General features: G+C 72.8%; 19 protein-coding genes. 5 read left to right on the top strand and 14 right to left on the bottom strand.

The window, feature by feature from the left end:
- The first annotated feature begins 96 nt into the window (after positions 1-96).
- Positions 97-1,092 (top strand): asparagine synthetase A, encoded by a 996-nt coding sequence (locus AB0N90_RS26430; RefSeq protein ID WP_361680846.1) that lies wholly within the window; start codon positions 97-99, stop codon positions 1,090-1,092.
- Positions 1,089-2,327 carry a glutamate synthase-related protein gene (locus AB0N90_RS26425; protein WP_365200684.1) on the top strand — a complete coding sequence of 413 codons (1,239 nt, stop codon included), beginning with the start codon at positions 1,089-1,091 and terminating at the stop codon, positions 2,325-2,327. Before AB0N90_RS26430 ends, AB0N90_RS26425 begins: the two co-directional genes overlap by 4 nt.
- Before the next feature lie 511 nt (positions 2,328-2,838).
- Here the strand turns inward: AB0N90_RS26425 and AB0N90_RS26420 are convergent.
- A complete protein-coding gene (locus tag AB0N90_RS26420) occupies positions 2,839-3,768 on the bottom strand; it encodes a 2-dehydropantoate 2-reductase (RefSeq protein ID WP_365200681.1) in 930 nt (309 codons plus the stop codon).
- A gap of 573 nt (positions 3,769-4,341) precedes the next feature.
- Here AB0N90_RS26420 and AB0N90_RS26415 point away from each other — a divergent pair.
- Complete coding sequence (locus AB0N90_RS26415) at positions 4,342-4,836, top strand: transglycosylase SLT domain-containing protein (RefSeq protein ID WP_361681146.1); 495 nt, start codon at positions 4,342-4,344, stop codon at positions 4,834-4,836.
- 141 nt (positions 4,837-4,977) lie between these two features.
- On the opposite strand, the gene AB0N90_RS26410 is transcribed toward AB0N90_RS26415, so the two are convergent.
- The 3 genes from AB0N90_RS26410 to AB0N90_RS26400 form a co-directional block, all read right to left on the bottom strand.
- Complete coding sequence (locus tag AB0N90_RS26410; RefSeq protein ID WP_365200870.1) at positions 4,978-6,960, bottom strand: SWIM zinc finger family protein; 1,983 nt, start codon at positions 6,958-6,960, stop codon at positions 4,978-4,980.
- Positions 6,961-7,415: 455 nt separating this feature from the next.
- Positions 7,416-10,253, bottom strand: a complete 2,838-nt coding sequence (locus tag AB0N90_RS26405) for a DEAD/DEAH box helicase (protein WP_365200868.1) — start codon at positions 10,251-10,253, stop codon at positions 7,416-7,418.
- Positions 10,254-10,608: 355 nt separating this feature from the next.
- Positions 10,609-11,331 carry a DUF998 domain-containing protein gene (locus AB0N90_RS26400; RefSeq protein WP_365200678.1) on the bottom strand — a complete coding sequence of 241 codons (723 nt, stop codon included), beginning with the start codon at positions 11,329-11,331 and terminating at the stop codon, positions 10,609-10,611.
- A gap of 52 nt (positions 11,332-11,383) precedes the next feature.
- On the opposite strand from AB0N90_RS26400, the gene AB0N90_RS26395 reads away from it, so the two are divergent.
- Positions 11,384-11,968 carry a TetR/AcrR family transcriptional regulator gene (locus AB0N90_RS26395; protein ID WP_365200675.1) on the top strand — a complete coding sequence of 195 codons (585 nt, stop codon included), beginning with the start codon at positions 11,384-11,386 and terminating at the stop codon, positions 11,966-11,968.
- A gap of 100 nt (positions 11,969-12,068) precedes the next feature.
- Here AB0N90_RS26395 and AB0N90_RS26390 read toward each other — a convergent pair whose 3' ends face one another.
- From AB0N90_RS26390 to AB0N90_RS26345, 10 genes are all read right to left on the bottom strand, one after another.
- The gene (locus tag AB0N90_RS26390) at positions 12,069-12,929 is read right to left on the bottom strand and encodes an alpha/beta hydrolase (RefSeq protein WP_365200672.1); all 861 of its coding nucleotides are present in this window, start codon (positions 12,927-12,929) and stop codon (positions 12,069-12,071) included.
- Between the two features lie 121 nt (positions 12,930-13,050).
- Positions 13,051-13,827: an SDR family oxidoreductase gene (locus AB0N90_RS26385; protein ID WP_365200670.1), complete on the bottom strand. Its 777-nt coding sequence runs from the start codon at positions 13,825-13,827 to the stop codon at positions 13,051-13,053.
- Positions 13,828-13,974: 147 nt separating this feature from the next.
- Positions 13,975-14,694, bottom strand: a complete 720-nt coding sequence (locus AB0N90_RS26380; protein ID WP_365200667.1) for an alpha/beta hydrolase — start codon at positions 14,692-14,694, stop codon at positions 13,975-13,977.
- 87 nt (positions 14,695-14,781) lie between these two features.
- Positions 14,782-17,616 (bottom strand): AAA family ATPase, encoded by a 2,835-nt coding sequence (locus tag AB0N90_RS26375; RefSeq protein WP_365200666.1) that lies wholly within the window; start codon positions 17,614-17,616, stop codon positions 14,782-14,784.
- A gap of 82 nt (positions 17,617-17,698) precedes the next feature.
- Complete coding sequence (locus tag AB0N90_RS26370) at positions 17,699-18,286, bottom strand: sugar kinase (protein ID WP_361680834.1); 588 nt, start codon at positions 18,284-18,286, stop codon at positions 17,699-17,701.
- Positions 18,283-19,428 carry an ROK family glucokinase gene (locus tag AB0N90_RS26365; RefSeq protein WP_111581189.1) on the bottom strand — a complete coding sequence of 382 codons (1,146 nt, stop codon included), beginning with the start codon at positions 19,426-19,428 and terminating at the stop codon, positions 18,283-18,285. Before AB0N90_RS26365 ends, AB0N90_RS26370 begins: the two co-directional genes overlap by 4 nt.
- Positions 19,429-19,535: 107 nt before the next feature.
- Positions 19,536-20,396, bottom strand: coding sequence for an ATP-binding cassette domain-containing protein (locus tag AB0N90_RS26360; RefSeq protein WP_365200663.1), 861 nt, complete (start codon positions 20,394-20,396; stop codon positions 19,536-19,538).
- Positions 20,393-21,469 (bottom strand): ABC transporter permease, encoded by a 1,077-nt coding sequence (locus tag AB0N90_RS26355; RefSeq protein WP_365200660.1) that lies wholly within the window; start codon positions 21,467-21,469, stop codon positions 20,393-20,395. Before AB0N90_RS26355 ends, AB0N90_RS26360 begins: the two co-directional genes overlap by 4 nt.
- Positions 21,466-22,470 carry a sugar ABC transporter substrate-binding protein gene (locus AB0N90_RS26350; protein ID WP_232986892.1) on the bottom strand — a complete coding sequence of 335 codons (1,005 nt, stop codon included), beginning with the start codon at positions 22,468-22,470 and terminating at the stop codon, positions 21,466-21,468. The genes AB0N90_RS26355 and AB0N90_RS26350 overlap by 4 nt, the downstream gene beginning before the upstream one ends.
- Positions 22,471-22,705: 235 nt before the next feature.
- Positions 22,706-23,455, bottom strand: coding sequence for a GntR family transcriptional regulator (locus AB0N90_RS26345; RefSeq protein WP_365200865.1), 750 nt, complete (start codon positions 23,453-23,455; stop codon positions 22,706-22,708).
- Positions 23,456-23,572: 117 nt separating this feature from the next.
- On the opposite strand from AB0N90_RS26345, the gene AB0N90_RS26340 reads away from it, so the two are divergent.
- A complete protein-coding gene (locus AB0N90_RS26340) occupies positions 23,573-24,595 on the top strand; it encodes a Gfo/Idh/MocA family oxidoreductase (protein WP_365200657.1) in 1,023 nt (340 codons plus the stop codon).
- Positions 24,596-24,636: the final 41 nt, after the last annotated feature.

The raw sequence follows: 24,636 nt of genomic DNA, 5'->3' as shown, positions 1-24,636 counted from the left end.
CAAAATTTCTCAACGTTGGTTCAGCCTGAGGTGAGCGGAATGATTCGCCCCGGATCGGCCGGCCGACGCGACCGACGGACATGAAAGGTTACGAGGTTGTCCCAGGAGACGGGTAGGGTCCAACTGCCCACCCCACGCGCCCACCTGACGTCGGACCGGACCCGCGCCACGCTGGCCGTGCAGAGCAAGTTCCTCACCGGAGCCCGGGAGTTCCTGGTCGGCGAGGGCTTCCAGGAGCTGCTGCCGCCCACGATCGGACCGGTCACCGACCCCGGCGCCCGCGGCGCCAAGCAGGTCGACATCGACTACTACGGGCATCGCTACAAGCTGATGACCAGCGGGATCCTGTACAAGCAGGCCTCCCTGCTCAGCTTCGACAAGATCTTCCACGTGGCCCCGAACGTGCGGCTCGAACCGCTGGAGACCGCGGTCACCCACCGCCATCTGGTGGAGTTCCACCAGCTCGACGTGGAGATCGGCGAGGGCTCCCGCGAGGACGCCCTGGACATCGCCGAACGGCTGACGAAGTACGTGGTGGAGTACGTCCTCGTACACGCCCAGCCCGAACTCGCGGTGCTGGGGCGTGACTTGGAGGCCTTCAAGCAGATACTCGCCGGCCCCTACGGCCGCCGGAGCCACGCCGATGTCGTCGCGGACCTCCAGGCCCGCGGACACGCGCAGGAGGCCGGCGCGGAGGTCGACTGGGAGGGCGAGGAGATCATCTCCCGGGCCGCCGCCCACCCCTTCTTCATCACCGACTACCCCAAGGGCTCCCGCGGCTTCTACGACAAGGAGAGCACGACGGAGCCGGGGGTGCTGCGCAACTTCGATCTCATCTTCCCGGGCGGTTTCGGCGAGATGATGAGCGGAAGCGAACGCGAATCCGACTATCGCAATCTCGTCATGCGCATCCGGGAAACCGGAGAGAACCCTGCCAAGTATGACTGGTACTTGACGCTCGCCCGGGAGGGACTCCCGTCCAGCGCCGGGTTCGGGCTCGGTGTGGAGCGCTTCACCCGGTTCCTGTGCGGCCTCGACGCGGCCTGGCAGGCGTCGGGCTACCCGAAGCTCCCGGGGGATCCGCGGCCATGACCGATCTGCACGCCCCGGGTTTCCCCCGGCAGCAGGTGGCGGAACGCGCCCGGCACGGCACCGCGATGGCCTTCCCCGACGCCGACGGCTACGGGACGACCATGTTCGGGCAGCAGCCCACGGAGCCGGACGCGCCCCCGGACGCGATCGACCGGACCCGGCTCGTGCCCCCGGTCTTCGTGCCCCGGCGCCTTGAACGGCTGATCGACCTGGGCCGTGAGCCGGTGGTGGGGGACGCCGAACTCGCCACCACCATCGGGGGGTTCAGCTCTCCGCTGCCGGTCTACGTCTCCGCGTTCGGCTCGACCCGGGTCGCCAGCGGTGACCTCGGCCAGGCCGTAGCACGTCAGGCGGCCCGGCTGGGCATCCCTATGGTCATTGGCGAGAACATCGTCCCTGTCGCCGGTTACGGCCGGATGGCGCAGACGGCCCCCAGCTCGCTGCTGCAAAGAATCACCGAGTACGCGGCGGCCGTGCCCGACGGACAGGGCGGTGTCGTCGTCCAGCAGAGCACCGAGGACGCCGACGCCGAGGTCTGGAACCTCGTCTACAGCGATCCCGCCGTGCAGCCGCTGCTCGAATCGGGCCGTCTGGCCTTCGAGTTGAAGGTGGGCCAGGGCGCCAAGCCCGGCCTCGGCGGCATGACGCTCGTACCGCGGGAGAAGGCCACGGCGCTCTCCGCGCAGTACGACCTCATGGACGTGTTCGGCGCCGACAGCGACGCGGTGCTGCGGTGCAGCAGTCCGGGCACCTTCACCGACGAGATCCTGCGGCACCAGATCCGGCTCATGCGGAACAACTATCCGCGCGCCCGGGTGTGGGTGAAGCTGCCGCCGGCCCGCGATGTGGGCGAGGCCGCGGCCGTCGCCTGGGCGGCCGGGGCGGACGCGGTCGGTGTGGACGGCGCCGAGGGCGGCACCGGCTGGGCGCCGCGGGCGTTCCTCGGCCATGTCGGGCTGCCGCTCGCGGAGTGCCTCGACCGGGTCGACCCCCAGGACCACTGCCTGCTCGTCACCGGGCGGATCTGGGAGGGGGCGCGTGCCACCAAGTGCCTCGCGCTCGGCGCACGCGCCGTGGGTCTCGGCCGGGCCGCGCTCGCGGCGGTGGACGAGGATCCGCAGAGCGGTCTGGTGAACCTGGTCGAATGCCTGGCGCTGGAGATGCGGATGCTGCTCAGTTCGCTCGGCAAGTACGAGATATCCGAGCTGAGCCGGGAGGACCTCTGGTCCGAGTAGCGGCACAAGCTCCGCTGACCGGCGGCGCGGCACGTGCGGGCGCCGTCCGCGACGGGGATCGTCTCCCCGGACCGGGCGGCTCCGCGCGAGGAGAACGGTCGGCACCCGCCCGGGACGCAAGCCGTCCGAGGCCCCCAAGTGATCCCTTGGATCTGGTCCCTACGATGCCGTGGTGACCCTGGAGGACCTGAAGGTGTTCGCGGCCGTGTGCGCGGCGCGAGACCGGGCTGCCGCTGGTCGAGCGCCGGCCGCGCGGTGTGGTGCCGACCGGGGCGGGACTGATCCTGCACCGCGCCGTGCAGAAGGGGCTCACCGCGCTCGATGACGCCATGCGGCTGCTGGAGGAGCTGCGCACGGGCCGGCACGGCAGTGTGGCGATCGCCACGGGCAGCACCACGATCCGCCATTTACGGGGGAGCGGAACGCGTGCCGAGCCGTGGCGCTCCGCGCGTCGGCAGTCAGGCGGAGGAGCGGGACGCGTGCCCAACCGTGCCGCGCCGCGTCTCGGTGGTCAGGCGGAGGGAGCCGACCCCGTGCCGTCGGTCAGTTCCGTGACCAGGCGGGTGGCGAGCGGCACCTTGATGCCGTGCCGCTCGGCCGCCCGCAGTACGGCGCCGCCGATCGCGTCCAGCTCCAGCGCCCGGCCGGCCTCCGCGTCCCGCAGCATGGAGGACTTGCTCTGCGCCGGGAAGGCGCCGTAGCGCGCGAGGACCTGGGCGGCGTCGCCCGGTCCCCCGCAGGCCCGGCTCACCGCGGTGGTCTCCTCGACCAGCGCCGCCAGCTCCTCGGGGTGCTCGTCCCGGACGCCGCCGATCGACAGCCCGTAACGCGTGGTGAGCAGGGCGAAGGGCGCGAGGAAGGCCAGCTTGGCCCAGAGGGCGGCGTTCTCGTCGGCGACCGCGCGGGTCTTCACCCCGGCGGCGTTCAGCACGGCGGCCAGTGGCGCGAGCCGGGCCTCGTCCGCGCCGGTCACGTCGATCTCGGTGAAGGGGCTGCCGTGCTCGACGACGCCCGCGGCGGTACGGGTGGACTCGACCCGGATGACGGCCGGTACGACCTGCTCGGCGCCGTAGCGTCCGCGCAGCGCGGCGACGTGCTCGACGCCGTTGAGCAGCGGCAGCACCAAGCCCCGGACGTACCGGGGCGGCACCCGGTCGAGCGCCGCGTCGAGCGCGGTGTGCTTGACGGTGACCAGGCACAGGTCCACGGGCTCGCGCAGCTCGGTGTCCGCCTCCACCCGGGCCGTGAAGTCACCGTGCTGTCCGCTGGACACCCGGATGCCGTCCCGGGCGAGGGTCCGCGCGGTGTCCTCGCCCGCCAGGCAGATCACGCGGTGTCCGGCACGGGAGAGCAGGGCCGCGAGGAGGCCGCCGACGCCTCCGGGGCCCAGCACGGCGATGGTCCAGGGCGTTGCGGGCGCAGTGTCCGGCGCGGTGTCCATAGAAGGGGTGCCCTCTCCTTGGGTCGCGACAGCGACCGGGGGATCGTCAGGATGTCCGGCAAGATCATCAGTTTGCGCCGGGGCCCCCGTCAACCCCAGGGATCGCCGGGGATGCCGTAGCGAAGCCTTGGCGTGCTCCACAGCCCGTCATCACGCCCCTACGCCGCGTCCGGAAAAGAGACCCCGCGCCCCCTCTCGCGGTCGCCGCCCGCTCCCCCGAATCGGGGCCGATCCAGGCCGTTTTGGGGCCTCTGCTTGTGACGCCACCCATAGGAGCCAGATCACGTCCTAGGGCGGGCCGTAGGAACGGGACGCCCTGAGCTGCACAGACATCTCCATATCGGTACATAACGGGCATTACCCCTAAGTGGGGTAGTACGTCACATCCTTGCCAAGCACTTCGGCCCCGGCTAACCATTGCTGTCGTTGCCGGGAAGCAACGGGCCGGACCGAGCGGATCTCCGCCGGAGTCGCCCGGTCCCACCCGCAGCGCGGGGCACACCGCCCCACCGCCACCGCGAGACTCGCGGCAGGCACGACCTTGTCCCCCAGAGGAAGAGTTCACGCATGACCATGGCCACCACCCGCACCCGCATCGCCCGCCTCGCCTTCACCGGTCTCGCCACCACCGGAGCCGCTGCCGCGGCCCTGACCCTGGTGCCGACCAACGCGCAGGCCGCCGAGATGCCGCAGGTGCACGCCTCTGTGGTCAAGGCATCCCACACCACCGCCGCCAAGGCGGGCTCCGGCAACAACCTGGACGGCTGGATCAAGCAGTCGCTGGCCATCATGAAGGCCAAGGGCATCCCCGGTAGCTACGACGGTCTGAAGCGCAACATCATGCGCGAGTCCGGCGGTAACCCCAACGCGCAGAACAACTGGGACATCAACGCCAAGAACGGCGTTCCGTCCAAGGGTCTGCTCCAGGTGATCTCCCCCACCTTCAACGCGTACCACGTCGCCGGCACCCCGAAGAACATCACCGACCCGGTGGCGAACATCACCGCCGCGGCCAACTACGCCGCCCACCGCTACGGTTCGATCGACAACGTCAACTCGGCGTACTGATCGCGACTGTCGACGCGGTCCCCGCACCGAAGGCCGGTGCCGGCAGCTTCCACGCTGCCGGCACCGGCCTTTTCAATGTCCGCGCGCGCAATGTCCGTGCATTCAATGTCCGCGCGGGAGCAGGGCGTTCGGCCGGGTCGGTCAGGTGCCGTCCGGGGCGCCGAGTCCGGTGAGCGCGCCGACCGGATCCAGGTCGGGGGTGCCCCGGGGCCACCAGTCCTCCTCGCCGGGCTCGGACTCGTAGACGTACCAGAGTCCGTCGCGGCCCAGGCGGAGCTGGACCTGGCCGAGCGGGTGGGTGAGGCGGTTGCGCCAGGGCCGGAACGCGGGCAGGTCGGCGGCGAGCAGCAGCGGCCGGGCCCGGTCGAAGCGGCCGGCCGGCGGGTCCCACGGCTCCTCCAGGACGGCCAGCCCCTCCAGCCCGCCCTGCCGCCAGGCGGCGACGGCCCGCGCGAGATCGCCCGGGGTGCGGTCGGTGGCCTGGGCGAGCGTCGCGTAGAGCGCGCGGGTGGTCACGGTCAGTCCGGAACCGGGGCGGGCCGCGGCGAGCCGTACCGCGTCCTGCCACAGGGACAGCTCGCCGACCGGGTCGTGTCCGGTGCCGAGCAGCGCGTGCGCGCGGGCGGCGGCGTCGGTCGCCAGCTGGTCCAGCGCGAACGGGTCCGGGCCGCCGGGCGCGGCGGGGTACGCCGGGGGCTGCTCGGGGTGCGCGGGGACCGGTGCGGGCGGGGGCAGCGGGGGGCGGTCGCGCGGGGCGAGGGCCTCGGTGGCGCGGATGCCGGGCAGGGACGAGGGCGCCCGGTCCCGTCCGTCGCGGGCCGCGCGGGCGGCGCTGCGCCGGGAGAGCGCGTCGAGCAGCTCCCGCTCGCCCCGGCCGCGCAGGAGCAGCAGCACGAAGGGGTCGGCGTCGAGCAGCCGCGCCGTCTGGTAGCAGAGGGCGGCCGCGTGCTTGCAGGGGTGGCCCGAGTCGGGGCAGCTGCATCGTGGGGCGAGGTCGCCGGGGCCGGGCAGCAGCGGGACCCCGCAGTCGGCGAGGGAGTGCGGCAGCTCCTTGTCGAGCAGCGCGGCGATATGGCCGGGCCGGTCGACAGCGGCGTCCAGGAACCGCTCCCACTCGGCGTCCTCCAGCGGCCGTACCCGCACCTGGACGCGGTACGGGCGGGGGCGGCTCCCGCGCACATAGGCGAGGACCGATCCCGGGGTCACGGTGATCGCGTCCACATGTCCCTGGTCCGCGTACCCCCGGCCGCGCGCGACCCGCTTGGCGTCCAGCGCGCCCCGCTCCAGCGCCTGAACCCATGCGTTCCCCCACCAGGTCCCGGCGAACGGCCCGCCCTCGGCCCGCTCCCCGCGGAGCGCGAACGCCGGGAAGGTACGGCGGTGTTCACCGTCCCGGTGCGGGGTGGCCATGGTGGGCGGCGCGTGCGGGACGGCGGGTTCGGGTTCGGGCTCGTGTTCATGCTCGGGGAGGGTGGGCGCGGGATCGTCCACCGGCTCGGCAGCGGTGTCCGGCGGCATCCGGAAGGCGTTCTTGAGGAACTGCCGCATCTCCCCGGCCGCCTTGAGCCGCGCGGCACGGGAGGGATCGTGCTCGGCGGCCCGCACGGAGAAGGACATGCCCTGAGCACGGGCCTCGGCGCCGACTCCTTTGGAGCGCCCAGGCTTACGCCGCCCACCACGCTCGGCCTCCGCCGCCGCTTCCGCCTCCACCCGCAACGCCTCGCGCCGCGCGGCCCGCAGGGCTTCACGGGCGATGTCGCCGGGCCGGGGGGTGGAGGTGGGTTCGGGGGCGGGACGCGGTCCGGCGTCGGGGCTGGGGTCCGGGCCGGGGCGGGAAGCGGAGATACGGCCGGGACGGGGGTCACGGTCGGGGCGGGGCTCGGGGTCGGGGCGGGACTCGCGGCCGGGGTGAGGGTCACGACCGGGGTAGGAGCCACGGTCGGGGCGGGGGTCGCGGCCGGGGCGGGACTCGCAGCCGGGGTGAGGGTCACGACCGGGGTGAGAGCCACGGCCGGGGTCAGCCTCACGGTCGAGGGTGAAGTCACGACCGGGAGCGGTGTCATGGCCGAGGCTCGTGCCGGGGCCGGTGTCGCGGCCGGGGCCGGTTCCGGTAGCCGTCCGCAGTGCCGCCCTCGCGGCATCTCCTGGTCTGGGAGCGGGCTCGGCGGTGCGGCTCTCGGCGCTCCCGGTGTTCCCGAGGTCCTCGACACGATCGGGGTCCTCAGAGTCAGCAGACCGCTCGGCATCGATCACCGGCTCGGCCGACAGGTCCGCACGCGCGCCGGATTCGGCAACCGCCCCGGCCTCCACCGGCGCATCTCCGGTCGGCCCCTCTACGGCGGGGCCGTCTCCAGTCGGGTCGCCGTCAGCCAACCGGCCCTGACCCCGTACAACCGGCTCCGCCCCCGGGTATGTCCCCTCCCCGTCGAACCCCGCGTCCGTCCCCTGGCGCCCCTCGGTCCCGGCGACCGAACCCTCCGATGCTTTCCGCTCCGTCCCCGGCAGGGCCTGGGACCGGCGGCGGGCCGCCCGCAGGGCCTCGCGGGCCAGGTCGGCCGGGCGGGCGGGGTCGGCGGGGGTCATGGGGTGCTCCGCAGGGAGACGAGGTCGGAGAGTTCACGGTCGGTCAGTTCGGTGAGGGCGGCCTCGCCGGAGCCGAGGATGGCGTCGGCCAGAGCCCGCTTCGCGGCGAGCATCTCGGCGATCCGGTCCTCGATGGTGCCCTCGGTGACCAGGCGGTGGACCTGCACGGGCTGGGTCTGGCCGATGCGGTAGGCGCGGTCGGTGGCCTGTTCCTCGACGGCCGGGTTCCACCAGCGGTCGAAGTGCACCACATGCCCGGCGCGGGTGAGGTTCAGGCCGGTGCCCGCGGCCTTCAGGGAGAGGACGAGCACCGGTGTGCCGCCGTCCTGGAACCGGTCGACCATGCGCTCGCGCTCCGGCACCGGGGTGCCGCCGTGCAGCAGCTCCACGGGGACCGCGCGGGCGGACAGATGGGCGGTGATGAGGCGTGCCATGCCGACGTACTGGGTGAAGACGAGCACCGAGCCGTCCTCCGCGAGGACCGTGTCCAACAGCTCGTCCAGCAGGGCGAGTTTGCCCGAGCGGTTGACCAGCCGGTCGGTGGCCCCAGCCTCCTTGAGATAGAGCGCGGGGTGGTCGCAGATCTGCTTCAGCGCGCCGAGCAGCTTCAGCACGAGGCCCCTGCGGGCGATGCCCTCGGCGGTCTCGATGGCCAGCATCGACTCGCGCACCACCGCCTCGTACAGCGCGGCCTGTTCGCGGGTGAGCGGCACCGGGTGGTCGGTCTCGGTCTTCGGCGGGAGCTCCGGGACGATGCCGGGGTCGGACTTCTTGCGGCGCAGCAGGAAGGGCCGGACGAGACGGCCGAGCCGGTCCACGGCCTCCTGGTCCTCGCCGTTCTCCACCGCGCGGGCGTGCCGGGCGCGGAAGGCCTTCAGCGGGCCGAGGAGCCCCGGGGTGGTCCAGTCGAGCAGGGCCCACAGCTCGGAGAGGTTGTTCTCCACCGGGGTACCGGTGAGCGCCACCCGCGCGGGGGCCTCGATGGTGCGCAGCGCCTTGGCGGTGGCCGAGTAGGGGTTCTTCACATGCTGGGCCTCGTCCGCGACGACCATCCCCCAGGGGTGCTCGGCGAGTTGGGCCGCGGCGGAGCGCATCGTGCCGTACGTGGTGAGGACGAAGCCGCCGTCGAGTCCGGCCAGGGTGCGTTCCGTGCCGTGGAAGCGGCGGACGGGGACGCCGGGGGCGAACCGGGTGATCTCCCGCTGCCAGTTGCCCAGCAGGGAGGCGGGGCAGACGACGAGGGTGGGTTCGTCGCGCGCCCGCTTCAGATGCAGGGCGATCAGGGTGACGGTCTTGCCCAGACCCATGTCGTCGGCCAGGCAGCCGCCGAGGCCGAGGGAGGTCATCAGGTCGAGCCAGGCGAGGCCGCGCAGCTGGTAGTCGCGCAGGGTGGCGGCGAGTCCCGGGGGCGGCTCGGCGGGGCGCAGGCCGGCGGTGAGGCGGTCGCGGAGGGTGGCGAGGGCGCCCACGGGCACGGCCCGCACGGTCTCGCCGTCGACCTCGGCGGTGCCGGTGAGCGCCACCGACAGCGCGTCCAGGGGGTCGAGCAGGCCCAGTTCCCGTTTGCGGGCCTTGCGGACGAGGGCGGGGTCGACGAGCACCCAGCGGTCCCGCAGTCGTACGACGGGACGGTGGGCCTCGGCCAGGGCGTCCATCTCGGCCTCGTCCAGCGGGTCCCCGCCGAGCGCGAGCTGCCAGCGGAAGCGCAGCAGGTCCTCGCTCTCGAAGAAGCCGGTGCCGTCGGTCGCGGAGCCGGGCGCGGGCCGTACCTCGGCGGTGGCGGTGAGGTCGCGGGCGAGGTCCCGGGGCCAGTGCACGGCGACCCCGGCGGCGGCCAGCCGGCTCGCCGCGACGCCGAGCAGGTCGCCCACTTCCTCCTCGGAGAGGGCGAGCACATCGGGTACGTCCTGTTCGGCCAGCCGGTCGAGGGGTGGCCACACCCGCCCGGCGCGGCGCACGGCGAGGGCCGCGTCCACCCGGGCGCGGGGGCCGAAGGCGGTGTCGGCCTCGCCCGCCCACAGGGCGGCCGCGTCGGCCACGAGGGTGGGGTCGGCGAGGCTGTGGACCTGCACGATCGCGGCCCCGGCGGCACGGGCGCCGGCGCTCGCGCCGGCGTCGAAGGCGTCGTACGCGGACAGGTCCAGGCGCAGCGAGACGCGGACGCCCGCGTCCATGCCCGCGGCGACCTCGGCCGCCCACGCGTGTGCCCCCGGCAGGGACTGGGGCTCGCGCGCGGCGAAGGGGCGGCCGCAGGCGTGGGCGGCGGCGGGGGTGCGGGGCAGGGTGTCGGCGATCGCGTCCAGGAAGGAGCGGACCAGTGCCTCCGGTTCGGGCAGCCGCAGCGGCCCTGGGTCCGGCAGCGGCACGGCATGTCCCTCCGGGGGCAGGGCGGCGGCGATAGCGCGCAGCTGGGCGATGTCGTCGGGCTCCAGCGGACCGGCCCGCCAGGCGTCCTGGCCGCCCGGGGTGAGGCCGGGCAGCAGCCGCCCCCGGGCGACGAGCCGCAGCGCGTGCAGCGCGGCGGCGCCCCAGCAGGCGGTGGCCGGGTGCGCGGCGGGGTCCCGGCGGGCGCGGACCAGCAGGGGCAGGGCCTCGGCGAGCGGCAGGCCCAGCGCGGGCACCTGGCGGCGGCGCACTCCGGCGCCGTGCCGTCGTACGACGGTGAGTTCCTCGGGGTCGCGGGCCGTGGCGGGCAGGGGCTCGCCCGTGGGGTCCCAGAAGGCGATACGGCCCTCGCGCGGCAGCGGCGCGGGCAGATAGACCGCGGCCAGCCGCACCGGCACCGGGGCCTCCCCGGACGCCGTCCGGGAACCCGCCGTCCGCTCGGCCGTCATCGCCACACCGCTCATACGTTCTGCCACCTCCCGCCCGCACATCGGATCAGACGTCTCCGACTCTACGGGCGGGGTCTGACAACCGGCCCCGACGGCCGGTCCGAGCACGTCACGACGGCCCGCCCACCCGGTCCCGGACCACCACCGCCCCGGCCCCCGGGCGACCGCCGCCCCGGCGCTTGCGTTCACCCGAGCGAGCAGCCCACATGCGCCCGGGATACCAGCGGACGATGTCGCCTCGACTCCGCGCGTCACCGACGCACCGATGACGACGGGAAATGGCGGCAGGAAAAGGCGGCGGGAAGCGACGTGGGCGGAACCGCCGAAAAGGAAGCGAAAGGGCCCGGAGCGAAGGTCATGATGCGCATTCTTCGGAGGCATCGCGGATCGGGGGGACGAGCGACGGAAGCGGGCCACGAGCGAGCAGCCAGCGGCCCGCCAGCGCCTCGAATGCCAGGATCGTGTAGACCGCGATCCGCTCGGGAACACCGCCGGCCGTGTCGTAAAGGGGCCTGTCGGCCTGGAGCAGCACGAACGCGGCCAGGCCGAGGATCCCGAGGGCCACCGCGGCTCTCCGGAGCCCGCGCGGCACACCCACGCGGGCTCCGCCGGCGCCCACCATGATCGCGATCGCGTTCCCCGCGACGATCGTGACGGCCGCCCCGATGCCGTGTCCCACGATCACGCCGTTGTGCAGCGCGGCGGCGGACTCGGGGAAGAGGCCTACGAGGATCACCCCGACGCCGTGCGCGATCGCCAGGGCGAACAGCCACCGTCCCCGCCGAGCGGTCACGGTGCCGAGGAGGAGCGCGGCGGCGGTGATGAAGAGCGTTCCCTGGGTGATGAACGCCGCGTCCATGACCAGGTGCAGCGGCGAGTCGATACGTCGACCGTCGAAGACGTCCCCGGCGACGGGGTTGCCGAGGTCGCTGATGAAGTTGACGGCGTAGTCGTACGACGGCCGGTGCCACGCCGACGCGGTGATGTACTCCAGCGCGACGTACTGCAGGCCCGCCAGGATCAGCAGGGCGCCCGCCCAGCGGGAGCGCACGGAGATCTTCCGGACTCCTCTGTCCATGATCATCCCCTCTGATTGTGGACTTCCAAGTCCAAATTGTTAGGATCACTTCATGCCCACACCCAAAGGAGAAGCGACCAAGGCGCGGATTCTGGAGGCTGCCGCCGATCTGCTGGTCACCGGGAACGGCATCAACCTCGACGACGTCCTGCGCGCGACCCGCACCAGCAAGGGGCAGCTCTTCCACTACTTCCCGGGCGGCCGGGACGAGCTGCGCCGGGCGGCCGCCGGGCGCCACCTCGCCCGGCTCGCGGCGGCCGAGGCGCCGGCGGCACTGGCGACCTGGCAGGACTGGGAGGACTGGATCGCGCAGATCCTGCGGCTGCACGAGCAGCAGTCCCAGGACGACGCCTGCGAGGTGGCCGCCCTGGCGGGCCGCGCCCTGGACACCGACAAGTTCACCCGCGACCTCGTCGGCCGCACGTACGAGTTGTGGGCCGGGACGCTCTGCGATCAGCTGCGGGCCATGCAGGACGCCGGCCGGCTGCGACCGGACGCCCCGGTCGCCGCGCTCGCCTCCACCATGCTCGCCGCGCTTCAGGGCGGCGCGGTCATCGACAAGGCGACCGGATCCCACCGGCACCTCGGTTCCGCCCTGAGCCAGACGCTTGTCCTGCTGCGGACATACGCCGCGTAGCCCACCGGCCCCCGGCCCGCGCGCCCCGTGGGCGAGGCCGCCGCGTGCGCGGCGGCCCGGCTTCCGGAAGGTGACCTTCCGAGGGTGACCGGCTGATGGATCAGCGCACGGTCGCGGTCGCCGCCTGCTCGATGAGGGCGGTCACGGGCCTGGGGTTGGTGAGCATGATCAGGTGGGGGCCGTTCGCCTCGACGGTGTGCGCGTGGGCCCGGGCGGCCATGAAACGTTCGAGGTCCGGTGCGATGGCGTGGTCCTGCTTGGCCACCAGGTACCAGGACGGGACGGACGACCATGCCGGCGTTCCGCTCTGCTCGGTGACGGAGTCGAGGCTGAGGGGCCGCTGCTCCGCCGCGAGCGCCCGCGCCTCGTACGTCGGCAGTTCGTCGTCGAGGAACACGTTGCTGTACTTGGCGGTGTCGATGGTCAGTTCCGTGCCCGTGGTGCCGTCCGGCTTCGGGTAGTTCGAGGGCTGGGCCGGGACCGGGGGGATGGGATGAGCCACCGGCCTGCTGTTCAGGCCGGCCAGGGAGTCGCCCTTGTCGGGCGCGAACGCGGCGATGTAGACGAGTGCCTTGACGTTCGGGTTGCCGACGGCGGCATCGGTGATGACGGCGCCGCCGTAGGAGTGGCCGACCAGGATGATCGGGCCCTGGATCTGCTTGAGGTAGCCGGCGATGTACCGCGCGTCCGAAGCGAGGCCCCGCAGCGGGTTCGGGGGCGCCTTGACGGTGTAGCCGCGCTTCTCCAGTTCCTCGGCGACCGGGGTCCAGCCGGAGGCGTCGGCCCAGGCGCCGTGCACCAGGACGACGGTGGGCTTCACGGAGACCGCGGCGCTCGTGTGGGCCACCGGATGCGGATGAGCCGCGGGGTCGGCGCTCGCGCTGGGTCCGGCGGCCAGGGCCGCCCCCGCCACGGCGGCCGCCGCACCGAGAAAGCCGACGAACCGGATGGTGCGCTTCATGGTCGTGCTCCGATCTCATGGGTGATCATGCGGGGACTCCGCCGGGCCGCTCGCGGGCCGCGGGAGCCTTCGAGCGGCGGGGCGGAAGAACAAGGTGCGTGCCGTATGCGGAAGCGACGGCTCAGCAGGCCGAGAGCAGGCCGCCGTCGACCGGCAGGACGGCGCCGTGGATGTGGGCGGCCTGATCGCCGAGCAGGAAGACCACGGCTGCGGCGACTTCCTCGCCGGTGCCCGGGCGCCGGTCCGGGACGTCTGCCGTCAACTGGCGCAGGGTCTCGTGGTAGGGCGCGTTGGCGGGCGTCATCGTCGGTCCGGGGGCGACCGCGTTGACCCGGATGCCCTGCGCGGCGAGTTCGGCGGCCCAGGAGGCGGTGAGGGAGTGCAGAGCCGCCTTCGTCGCGCCGTAGAGGGCGGCCGCCGACATGCCGATCACGCCGTTGACCGAGCCCATGTTGACGATGGCGCCGCCACCGGCAGCGAGCATGCCGGGAACGACAGCCTTGGTGAGCAGGGCCGGCGCCTTGACGTTCACGGCCAGCGCCCGGTCGGCGAGGGACTCGTCGACGTCGAGGAGCGACTGCGCGGGGATCAGCTGGGCCGCGTTGTTGACGAGCAGGTCGATCGTTCCGCCCGCGGTGTCGGTCGCACGCGCCACGAGGCTCTCGACGGCGGTCGCGCCCTCGGCGAGGTCGGCCGCGACGAAGTGCGCGGCTCCGCCTTCCGCGGTGATGCCGGCGACGACGGCCTCGCCCTCGACGCCGTTGCGGCCGGAGACGACGACGGTGGCGCCTTCGCGGGCGAGCGCTTCCGCGACGGCGCGACCGATCCCGGAGGTGGATCCGGTGACCAGGGCACGGCGCCCGGCCAGCCGCTTGGGGGTGTGGATGTTCTGGGTCATGAGCCTTCTTCGACGGAGGAGAGGGGCGTGGTGCTGCGACCGAGCGGACTCGGGTGGCAGCCGTCGTGAGGCCGCGAAAGAAGCTTTTGGACTCTCACACCCAGAACTGTGCTCCCGATTTTTTGGACTTTCAAGTCCAGAAAATGCTCAGAACTGGGAGAGCGCCGTGGTGATGAGCGCCGCGGCGCGTACCGGCCGGGCGATGAACGCGGCGTGGGAGCCGTCGATCTCCTGGACGGTCGCGTTCATCCGCCGGGCCATGAACTCCTGCGCCTGCGGCGGGATGGCGTGGTCCTGGCGGGCGAGCTGGTACCAGGTGGGCAGGTCCTTCCAGCCCGCCGCGGTGGCGTTCTCGCTGAAGGCGGCCGCCGCGAGGGGGCGTTGGGCGCCGCACATGGCCTGGGCCGTGTCGATGGGGACGTCGGCGCAGAACGTCTCGCGGAAGCGGTCACGCCGGATGTACAGATCGGGTCCCCCGGCGGCGCCCGGGGCGTCGTAGGGGGTGGGCTCGACGGTGGCGGCCAGCAACGACGGCGGGAACGGCGCCTGGACGCCGGCGCAGCTCTCCCCCACCTCCAGACCGAACGCGGCCAGGTAGACCAGCCCGAGGACGTGGTCGAGGCCGGCCGAGGCCTGTGTGATCACCGCACCGCCGTAGGAATGGCCGACCAGCAGGACCGGTCCTTCGATGGCCGAGACCACGGCCCGCACCGCGGCGGCGTCGCCCGCGAGGCCCCGCAGCGGGTTGGCGGGCGCGACCACCTGGTGCCCGCAGGCGGTCAGCTCCGCGGTCAGCCCGGCGAAGCCGGAGGCGTCGGCGAAAGCGCCGTGGACCAAGACGATCGTGGGCGAGTCGGTTCCCGTCATGAAGCATCTCCCGGTCAAGAGGGCGGCGGCGCGGACATTGCGCCTGCTCGGCCCTTTCATGATCGGAAATCGCGGGAACGGCGCGCATCAGGGAGTCCCTGGTCCAGTTCCCCGGGCGACGACGGGAACGACTGGGCACCGCGGAGGATCGGACTGCGGACCCGTGGCCGGCCGGGGCAGGACACGGTCGAGCTGGGTACGGGAGGTGATGCCCAGCTTGGTGAAGACCTTGCTCAGGTGGTACTCGACCGTCCGTGCGCTGATGTACAGCCGGGTGCCGATCTCGGGATTGGTCAGTCCCTCCCGCGCCAGCTTCGCGATCTGGGTCTCCTGGGCTGTCAGCCCGCCCGTGCTGTCGCCGCCGTGCCGCCGCGGTGTCTGGCCGGTGGCCCACAGCTCACGGCCGGCGCGCTCGGCGAACGCCGCCATGCCCATCGCGTCGAACAGATCGTGGGCGGCCCGCAGTTGGGTGCGGGCATCGGCGCGCCGTCGTTCACGGCGCAGCCACTCCCCGTAGAGCAGATGCGCGCGAGCGAGTTCCGTGCGCACGCGGGTCCGGCCCAGCCGGGCGATCGACTCCCGGTACAGGTCATCGGCCCGGCCACCCGAAGCGAGCAGGGCGCCGCAACGCGCCTGGACGCCCGACGCCCACTCGGTACCGCTTCCCCGGGTCGTCTCGGCCAACAGCCGGCAGGCGATCGTCGCGGCCCCGCGGTCGCCGCTGCGTACCGCGGCCTCGACCATCTCCGCCAGTGCCCAGTTCCGCAGCCCGAGATCCTCGTGCGGATACGCGCCGGCCCGCTGTGCCGCTGCCAGGGCACCGCGGTAGTGGCCCAGTCCGTTGCCGAGCACCGCCCCGGCCCATTCCGCGGCGGTGACGGCCAGCCCTTCGCCGCGCCGCTCGGCGTCCTTGACCGCGGTGTCGATCAGAGCGGACGCCGCCGTCTCATTCCCGCGGAACGCGGCCAACCCCACCGCGCCGTAGGGTGCCAGGGTGCCGCCCGTGGCACCGACGGCCGCCTGCAGCTCCGCCACCGCCGAGCCCGCGGCGGCCAGTTCCCCGGCGACCAGGAGCTGGATCGAACGGGCGGTCAGGGCGAGGCGGAGTTCGGTGAGAGCACCGTGTTGTCGGCACAGGCGGACGTAACGACCGATCAGCGTCTCCCAGCGGTCGTAGTCCCACACGCCGGAGGCGGCGAACCCGGTCATCGACAGCCAGCGCATCTCGCCCTCAAGAGTCTCTCCCGGGTTTCCGAGGCCGCGCAGCGCGGTGATGAACCGTGGCACCGGCAGGCCCGCGCGGGGAAAGCCGGCGGCGAGACCGTCCAGCAGGCGATCGGCTTCGCCGGAGGCATCCGGCGCGAGAGCGGCCGATTCCACGGCGTCGGCCACCGATGGGAGATCGGCGCCGGGACCGGCGAAACGCCCCACGTACACCGCCGCGCGTATCGCATCCAGGTACGTCAGGCGGGCCAGCGCGGCGTCGACCGGTTCGAGTCGTCCGGCGGCCCGCAGGAGCAGGGGCGGTACCTCGGAGCCCCTGCTGGCGGCGAACGCGAGCTGGGCCCGCACGAGGGCGATCCGCGCCCGCTCGCCCTCCCCGAGGGGACCGGCCTCGGCGAGGGCCAGCACCTCCTGCGCCGTGTCGAACTCACCGGCCGAGAGCTTGGCCCGGGCCGCGGCCAGCGCCCGCCGGGTCCGTCGCGCGGGGTCGGGTGTCAGCAACGCCGCCCGCTGGAGGAACGCGGCCGCGGCCGCCAGACCGCCCCGGGCCTGCGCGCGGCCCGCCGATCGCTCCAGGTCCTCGGCGACGGCCTCGTCGGCGTGTGCTGCCGCCTGGGCCCGGTGCCAGGCTCGCCGGTCGGGGTCCGCGGCCGGGTCCGTCACCGCCGCCAGAGCACCGTGTGCCAGCCGCCGCTGCGCGGCTGTCGCCGTCCGGTAGACGGCCGAACGCACCAGCGGGTGCCGGAACCGCACCCGGGCCCGCGGCTCCATCAGTCCCGCCCTGACCGCCGGACCGGCGTCCAGGACGGAGAGACCGAGCCGTTGCGCACCACGCCACAGCAGTACCGGATCACCGGTCGGCTCGGCCGCGGCCACCAGCAGCAGGAGCCGGCTGTCCACCGGCAGAGCCTCGATCCTGCGCCGGAACATGTCTTCCGCGCTCTTCGGGACGGTCACGGCATCCGCGAGCCCGAATCCCCCCGCGAGGTGCGCGGCCGCCAGATCGCGGGGAATCTCCACCAGTGCCAGCGGGTTGCCGTGGGTCTCGGCGACGATCTGGTCCCGTACCCGCTGATCCACCGTGACGGTCAGTGCCGAGTCCAGCAGTGCGCGCGCTTCCTCGGTGCCCAGGCCTTCGACGGTCAGTCGTGGCAGCCTCTGGAGCTCGTCGCTCACGGTCCTGGCGCCGAACACCAGGCCCACCGACTCCGCGCCCAGCCTGCGGGCCACGAACCCCAGGGCCTGGGCGGAGGCGCGGTCGAGCCACTGCTCGTCGTCGACCAGGCACAGCAGCGGTCTGTCGGCCGCCGCCTCCGCCAGCAGACTCAACACTCCGAGGCCGACCAGCAGCTTGTCCGGAACCGGCCCGGCGCTCAGCCCGAACGTCGTCCGCAGCGCGGCCGCCTGCGGCGCAGGGACCGCCGGCAGCAGATCCAGCAGCGGCGCGCACAGCTGGTGCAGCCCGGCGAACGCCAGCTCCATCTCCGACTGGACACCCGACGCCCGCAGCACACGGCAGTCCGGCACCCGGTCGGCCAGATCCTCCAGCAGCGCCGTCTTGCCGGTGCCCGGCTCACCGGCCAGCACCAACGCCCTGCTCTCACCACCACGCAGACCGTCGGCCAGCCGTGCGAGCGCCGCACGCTCCGATCCGCGACCGACCAGGCCCACCGGGCGCCCGCCCCCCGACACCGACATGCCCGCAGACTAGCCGGACACCTCCCGGGGACACCCCACGATCCTTCGGGCTCCGCGCCTGTGGACCATGCCGTACGACGCGCTACGGCACCGTCCGCGACACCACGTACACCGTCGGGAAGTCCGGGTCGGCCATGTTCACGACCACGTCCTGGGTGGGTGCCGGGTTCTTCTGGGTGTGGGTGAGGCCGTACCAGGAGCCGGAGCCGCCGAAGGTCCAGCCGCTGACCTTGCGGTCGCGGGCGCTGACGGCGATGTCGCCCTTCTTCAGCTCGTCGCGGCGCTCGCCCATGGACTGCAGGAAGGTGTCCAGGCCGGCCGGGTTGGTGCGGAACTGCACGTACAGGCGGCTGGTCTTCCAGTTGTTGGTCTCGTACGACGCGATGCGGTCGGCGGGGCGCGGGACGTTCACCTGGTAGAGGCGGCGCTGCACCTTCGACGGCCAGCCCGCGGTGAGGCCGGTCGCGGAGTACTTGTCCTCCTTGTCCTTGCCGCTGTTGCGGCTCTGGTTCGCCGAGATCACCAGATAACCGGCCGGTACACCGATGAGCAGCACGATGATCAGCAGGGTGAGCGCCCGGCGCCTGGCCTTGTGGCGGGGGTCCTCGGGAGGCCGCCGCGCCGGCCTCGGCGGGGCGGCCTGGCGGGGCAGGGAGGTGGAGGCGGTCATGCGGTGTCCCGTTCGCGGCGGGCCTGGGCGTATCGCTCGTAGCGCTCGTACCGCTCGACCCGGCGGCGCTTGGCGCGCCGGAACCGGCGGGCGACCAGGCGGGCCAGGTCGGCCGCGCCCACCATGCCGGCCTCGGGGCCGAGCTGGGCGCGGGTGATACGGGCCTCGGGGCGGTAGCCGCGGCCGGTGAGATGGCGCTTGAAGGCGTCCCTGGCGGGGCCGATGAGCAGATCGTCGGCGGCCGAGACGCCGCCGCCGATGACGAAGCAGGAGGGGTCGAGGGCGGCGGCCAGGTTGGCGATGCCGACGCCGAGCCACTGGCCGATGTCCTGGAGCAGCTCCACGCACATCGCGTCGCCCTCGCGGGCCAGCTCGGTGATCATCGGCCCGGTGATGTCGGCGATGTTGCCCTTCACGTGCTCGATGATGCCGTAGGCGACCGGCGAGTCGGCCTGGGCCAGCTCGCGCGCCTCGCGGACCAGGGCGTTCCCGGAGCTGTACTGCTCCCAGCAGCCGCGGTTGCCGCACGGGCAGCGGTGGCCGCCGGGCACGACCTGCATATGGCCGAACTCGCCCGCGACACCGAACTTGCCCCGCTTGACCTGGCCGTCCTCCAGGATCGCGCCGCCGATACCGGTACCCAGTGTGATCATCACCAGGTGGTCCTCGCCGCGTCCGGCGCCGAAGCGCCACTCGGCCCAGGCGGCGGTGTTGGCGTCGTTGTCCACCAGCACCGGCACGGAGAGGCGGCCGCTGAGCCGGTCGCGCAGCGGTTCGTTGCGCCAGGACAGGTGGGGGGCGAACAGGACGCGGTTGCGGTCCGCGTCGACCCAGCCGGCGGCGCCGATGCCGACCGCGTGCACGTCATGCCGGTCGGAGAGGTCCAGGACCAGCTCGACGATGGTGTCCTCGACGACCTTGGGGCTCTTCGACTTGTCCGGGGTCTCCGTGCGGAGCTTCTCCAGGATGTTGCCGTCGGCGTCCACGACGCCCGCCATCACCTTGGTGCCACCGATGTCGATGCCGACGGTGGGGACACGGGGGGCCGTCAGGTGGGACCGGCGCTCCCGGGTGCCGACCGTCCGCAGGACGGGGGCGCGGCGGGAGCCGATGGGGGCCGTGAGGTCGCGATAGGTGCTCATCGTTGGTCGATTGTGCCTCAACGACGGTAAGCGTGCCGTACAGGGCGAGGGCGAGGGGCGGGCGATCCCGGTGGTGTCCCGGTTGACCGCGGCGCCCCTCGGGGCCCTCAGTCGCGCTGGAGTTCGTGGCGCAGGACGTCCAGGTCGGAGCCGCCGGCCATCTGCGCTGTCAGCTCGTCCAGGGTGATCTCGTCCCGTGTGTGATTGCCCACCATCGTGCCGCGGCGCAGCAGCACGAACCGGTCCCCCACCAGGTACGCGTGGTGCGGGTTGTGGGTGATCAGGACGACGCCCAGGCCCTCGTCGCGGGCGGCGGCGACGTACTTGAGGACCACACCGGACTGCTTGACGCCGAGGGCCGCGGTCGGCTCGTCCAGGACGAGGACCTTGGCGCCGAAGTGGACGGCGCGGGCGATGGCCACGCACTGGCGTTCGCCGCCGGACAGGGTGCCGATGGGCTGGTCGACGTCGCGCAGGTCGATGCCCATGCGCAGCAGCGCCTCGCGGGTGGTGCGGCGCATGAGGGCGGTGTCGAGGCGCTTGAAGGGGCCGGTGCCCTTGCGAGGCTCGGAGCCGAGGAAGAAGTTGCGCCAGACCGGCATCAGGGGCACCACGGCCAGGTCCTGGTAGACCGTGGCGATGCCCCGGTCCAGGGCGTCGCGCGGGGAGGCGAGGCGGGTCTCCTCGCCCTCGATGCTCAGGGTGCCGCCGTCGTGCTGGTGCAGTCCGGCGATCATCTTGATCAAGGTGGACTTGCCCGCGCCGTTGTCGCCGAGGACGCAGGTGATCTCGCCCGCGTGCACCTGGAGGGACACGCCGTCCAGGGCGCGTACGTTGCCGTAGTGCTTGCCGACGCCGGACAGCTCGACCAGGGCGGGCGCGGCCGTCGTCGCAGCCGCCGTGGCCGCCGTCGTCGTCGCCGTCGGGGTGGTCTCGTCCGTCGTCCCGGCCGTCACGCCGTCCGTCATGTCGTCGCCTCCGCGCGCTTGCGGACCCAGGCGTTGAGCAGGGTCGCGAGGAGCAGCATCGCTCCGAGGAAGAACTTGAACCAGTCGGGGTTCCACTCGGCGAAGACGATGCCCTTGCTGGTCATGCCGAAGATCAGGGCGCCCACCGCGGAGCCGATCGCGCTGCCGTAGCCGCCGGTGATCAGGCAGCCGCCGATGACGGCCGCGATGATGTAGATCAGCTCATTGCCGACGCCCTCGCCGGACTGGACGGCGTCGAAGGAGAAGAGCAGGTGCTGGCCGGAGATCCAGGCGCCGAACGCGACGCCCATGTAGAGACCGATCTTCGTCTTGGCCACCGGCACGCCGACCGCGCGGGCCGCGTCCTCGTTGCCGCCGACCGCGAAGATCCAGTTGCCGACGCGGGTGCGCAGCAGGATCCAGGAGCCGAGGGCGACCAGGGCGAGCCACCACAGGATGGTGACCTTGAAGTCGACGCCGCCGACACTGACCGTGGAGGCGAAGACCGCGCGGGCGCTGGAGAAGCCCTGCATGTCGGCGATGGTCTTGGTGGAGACCGTGCCGTCGATCAGCTTGGTGAAGCCGAGGTTCATGCCGCACAGCATCAGGAAGGTGCCCAGCGTGATGATGAAGCTGGGCAGCTTGGTGCGGGTGAGCATGAAGCCGTTGAAGGCGCCGATGGCGAGGCTGACCAGCAGGGACACGCCGACGCCGACCCAGGTGTTCGCCGTCATCTGGTAGCTGAACATCGAGGAGATCAGCGCCGAGGACGTCACGAGGACACCGGCCGACAGATCGAACTCGCCGCCGATCATCAGCAGCGCGACCGGTACGGCCATGATCCCGATGGTCGAGGAGGCGTACAGGACGGTGCTGAGGCTGGCGGCGCGCAGGAAGCCGTCGGCGATCAGGGCGAAGAAGACGAAGACGGCGAGGGCGCCGACGACGGAGCCCAGCTCGGGGCGGGCGAGGAGCTTCTTCAGCGGGGAGGTCCGCAGGATCCGCTCGTCGGCCACCGGCGCCTCGGCCTTCTGTTCGACCGTGTTCGGCCCGGCGCTCCGTCCGGCGGTCATCGGGTGCCCCGCTCGGTGTACGCGGCCAGCGTGGCCGCCTGGTCCTTGGTGATGATCTGCGGGCCGGTCAGCACCGGCTTGCCGCCGCCGAGGACGTCGCCGTTGTACTTGTAGGCCCACAGCAGGTCGACCGCCTCGTACCCCTGGAGGTACGGCTGCTGGTCCACCGCGAAGCCCAGGGTGCCGTTCTGGAGCGAGGCCGCGACCTGCGCGTTGAGGTCGAAGGTGTCCACCTCGGCCTTGCTGCCCGCGTCGTTCCTCGCCTTCACGGCGGTGTCGGCGTAGGGCGCGCCGAGGGTGACGACGCTGTCCAGGGACTTGTCGGCCTGGAGCTTGGCCTCGATGGCGGACTGCACGTCGGGCATGTTCGTGCCGTTGACGTAGAGCTTCTGGAGCTTGCCCTTGAAGGTCTTGGCGACGCCGTCGCAGCGCTGCTCGTGCCCCACGTTGCCCTGCTCGTGCAGCACGCACAGGGCCTTCTTCTTGCCGCGCTTGTTCAGCTCGTCGCCGACGGCCTCACCGGCGATGGTCTCGTCCTGGCCGATGTGGGTGAGCGCGCCGAACGCCTTGGACTCCTCCGAGCCGGAGTTGACCGTGATCACCGGGATGCCGGCCTTCTCGGCGCGCTGGACGGCGGCCTTCATGGCGTCCGGCTTCGCCAGGGTGACGATGATGCCGTCGACCTTCTTGTCGACCGCCGCGTCCACCAGCTGGGCCTGCTGCTGGGCGTCGTCGTCGTGCGAGTACAGGAAGTTGATGTTGTCCTTGACGGCGGCCTGCTTGGCGCCGCTCTGCACGATGTCCCAGAAGGTGTCGCCGTCTCCCGAGTGCGTGATCATCGCGAAGGTCCAGCGGGGGGTGTTCACCGCCGCCCTGCCCTGGGCGACGGCGGCCTTGCGGGCGTCCTCGGCCCGCTTCCCGCCGGTGCTGCTGCAGCCCGCCAGGCACACCGAGAGTGCCCCTGCGAGCGCCATGACTGCCCAGGTCCGAAACCGTGCCACGAGGCCGTGCCCTTCTCGCTGTCTCCAGCTGACTCTCAGCTGTCCTTGCTCCGACGTGCGGATGGGGCGGGCGACCTCACCGTCGGTGTGTCCCGGCGGCGACCTCACCAGCCCCAAACACTTCAGTATCGGTCACCGGGGTGGGCGGGCGGACGGCCGGGGAGGAGATTCCCGTCACCTTGTCCGGACAATGCGACGAACGCCGACCGGACGGCACGACGGACGACCGGTGCGGTCAGGGCCGTACGAGCAGCTGGAACTCGAAGGCGTAGCGGCTCGGGCGGTAGATGTGGTCGCCGTACTCGACCGCGCGCCCGGTGTCGTCGTAGGTGGTGCGGCACATGGTGAGCAGCGGGGCGCCGTCGGCCTCGCCGAGCCGCTCGGCCTCCATGGCGGTGGCGCCGCGGGCGCCGATCGACTGGCGGGCGCTGTGCAGGGTGATCCCTGCGGTGCGCAGCAGCCGGTACAGGCCGGTCGCCTCCAGCTGGGCGGTGTCCAGGTCGAGCAGTCCGGGCGGCAGATGGTTGATCAGGTACGCCATCGGCTCGCCGTGCGCGAGCCGGAGCCGTTCGACGCGGTGGACCTCGCCGCCCTCGGTGACGCCGAGCGCGGCCGCGATCTCGGCGGTGGCCGGGACGACCGTGTTGACCAGGACCTTCGTCGTGGGGCGCTGGCCCGCCGCCGCCAGGTCGTCGTAGAGGCTGCTCAGCTCCAGTGGGCGCTTGACCCTGCTGTGCACGACCTGGGTGCCCACGCCCCGGCGGCGCACCAGCAGCCCCTTGTCGACCAGGGACTGGATGGCCTGGCGGACGGTGGGGCGGGACAGGCCGAGCCGCGCGGCCAGCTCGATCTCGTTGCCCAGCAGGCTCCCGGGGGTCAGGCTTCCGTGCTCGATCGCGGCCTCCAGCTGCTGGGACAGCTGGAAGTACAGCGGCACCGGCGAACCGCGGTCCACGCGGAGTTCGAGCGCGACGGTCGGGTCCACAGCTGGTTTCGGCACGGGCCCGAGCGTAGCCGTGTGCGCAGTTGACGGGAAGTCGTGAAGTCCGGTTGTCCTGACATACGAATTGACAGGGGCCGGGCACGCCGTCACTTTGTTTCCATGCGCATCGGGGTCATCGGTACGGGCCGCATCGGCACCCTTCACGCGAACACGCTCAGCCGTCATCGCGAGGTCGGCTCGCTGATCCTGACGGACGCCGATCCGGCGCGGGCGCAGCGGCTCGCGCACCGGCTGGGCGAGACGGCGGCGCCGGGGGTGGACGAGATCTTCCGCTGGGGCGTGGACGCGGTGGTGATCACCACGGCGACCGCGGCCCACGCCGAACTGATCGGCCGGGCGGCACGCTCCGGCCTGCCGGTCTTCTGCGAGAAGCCGGTCGCCCTTGACCTGCCGGGCACCCTGCAGGCGCTCGCCGAGGTGGCGGCGGCCGGCACGGTGCTCCAGATGGGCTTCCAGCGCCGCTTCGACGCGGGGTACGCCGGGGCGCGCACGGCGGTGCGCGCCGGGCGGCTCGGCCGGCTGCACACCGTACGGGCCCTGACCTGCGACCAGTCTCCTCCTCCTGCCGACTGGCTGCGGCCGTCCGGTGGGCTGTTCCGGGACACGCTGATCCATGACTTCGACATCCTGAGATGGGTGACGGGCCAGGAGGTGAGCGATGTCTACGCGGCCGGTTCGGACGCGGGCCCCGCGATGTTCCGCGAGGCCGGTGACGTCTGCACGGGCGCGGCGCTGCTCACCCTGGACGACGGCACCCTGGCCACCACGACCGCGACCCGCACCAACGGCGCGGGCTACGACGTCCGCATGGAGCTGGCCGGGGAGCGCGACACGGTGGTGGTCGGACTGGACGACCGCACCCCGCTCGCCTCCACCGAACCGACCGGCCCACCGCCCGCGGACAAGCCCTGGACCGGCTTCCCGGAACGCTTCGCGCCCGCGTACGAGGCCGAGCTGTGCGCCTTCGTGGAGGTGCTGCACGGCACCCGCGCCAACCCCTGCGACGGACAGGAGGCCCTTGAGGCCCTGCGGATCGCCGAGGCGTGCGAGGTCTCGCGGCGGGAGCGGCGGGCGGTGGCGATGGCGGAGATCCCGACGGCGCCCGCGGCCGGGGGCGGCTGAGAGGCCGTACGACGGCTCCGCTCACGCCCGCGCGTCGTACG

Origin of the sequence: Streptomyces sp. NPDC093018 (assembly GCF_040684035.1) — a bacterium.
Taxonomy (GTDB): domain Bacteria; phylum Actinomycetota; class Actinomycetes; order Streptomycetales; family Streptomycetaceae; genus Streptomyces; species Streptomyces murinus.
Note: the sequence above shows the minus strand (reverse complement) of the source record. Positions and strands in the feature narration are given on the sequence as shown.